We start from the raw sequence: 817 nt of genomic DNA, 5'->3' as shown, positions 1-817 counted from the left end.
GTGAAGCCGCATATACGTTCTTTTCGTCAAAACTGATTGTTGACAACAACCCTGGGGCCATATACGTATAGACCAAAGCAGAATACGGGAAAATAATGATCTCGTCTATCATCCCCGTATTTCACTGCGCTTCATACAGGCTATTTGTTGAAAACCTATACTTTTAATCGCACCCAAAACCTACACTTCTAATCGCACCCGAGTATAGAAGATGCCCATAGTCCTAGCACTTGAAATGGCCACCGCGGCCTGCTCGGCCGCTTTGTGGCTAAATGGAAACATTGAATTGCAGTTTGAAATAGCGCCGCAACGACATTCAGACATTATTCTGGGTATGATCGACGCTTTGCTGAATAAAACTCAAATTGAGTTAAAGCACGTCGATACCATCGCTTTTGGCAGCGGACCGGGGAGTTTTATGGGAGTGCGCATTGCTGCAGGTGTTGCACAAGGCCTCGCATTTGGCATCGATCGGCCGGTTATTCCTGTTTCAACTTTGCAAGTGTTAGCGCAAGCAGCTTATCAAAAAAAGAAAAGCGAATACATATTAGCAGGTTGGGATGCCCGAATGAATTCAATCTATTGGGGAGCCTATCAAGTGGATAGCTACGGCATTATGCAGCCAATTATTTTGGACCAAGTGAGTAACCCTACTGACATTAATTGGCCGGATAAGGATTGGTTAGCAGCAGGAAATGCCTGGAGCATTTATCAATCCTTTCTTAAAAAATCCATGCCAAAAATGGATGCAGATATTTATCCTGACGCTGCCTCTTTGGCCCTCATTGCTAATCAAAAATATTTAAAAGGCGAAGTT

At 43.8% G+C, this 817-nt stretch carries 1 protein-coding gene; it reads left to right on the top strand.

Annotation, left to right across the window (positions count from 1 at the left end):
• Positions 1 to 211: 211 nt before the first annotated feature.
• Positions 212 to 817 (top strand): tRNA (adenosine(37)-N6)-threonylcarbamoyltransferase complex dimerization subunit type 1 TsaB (tsaB, locus tag OWO34_RS06145; RefSeq protein WP_267256907.1); only part of this gene is annotated, 606 nt, incomplete at its 3' end.

Source organism: Coxiella endosymbiont of Ornithodoros maritimus (assembly GCF_907164965.1).
Classification (GTDB): Bacteria; Pseudomonadota; Gammaproteobacteria; order Coxiellales; family Coxiellaceae; genus Coxiella.
Note: the sequence above shows the minus strand (reverse complement) of the source record. Positions and strands in the feature narration are given on the sequence as shown.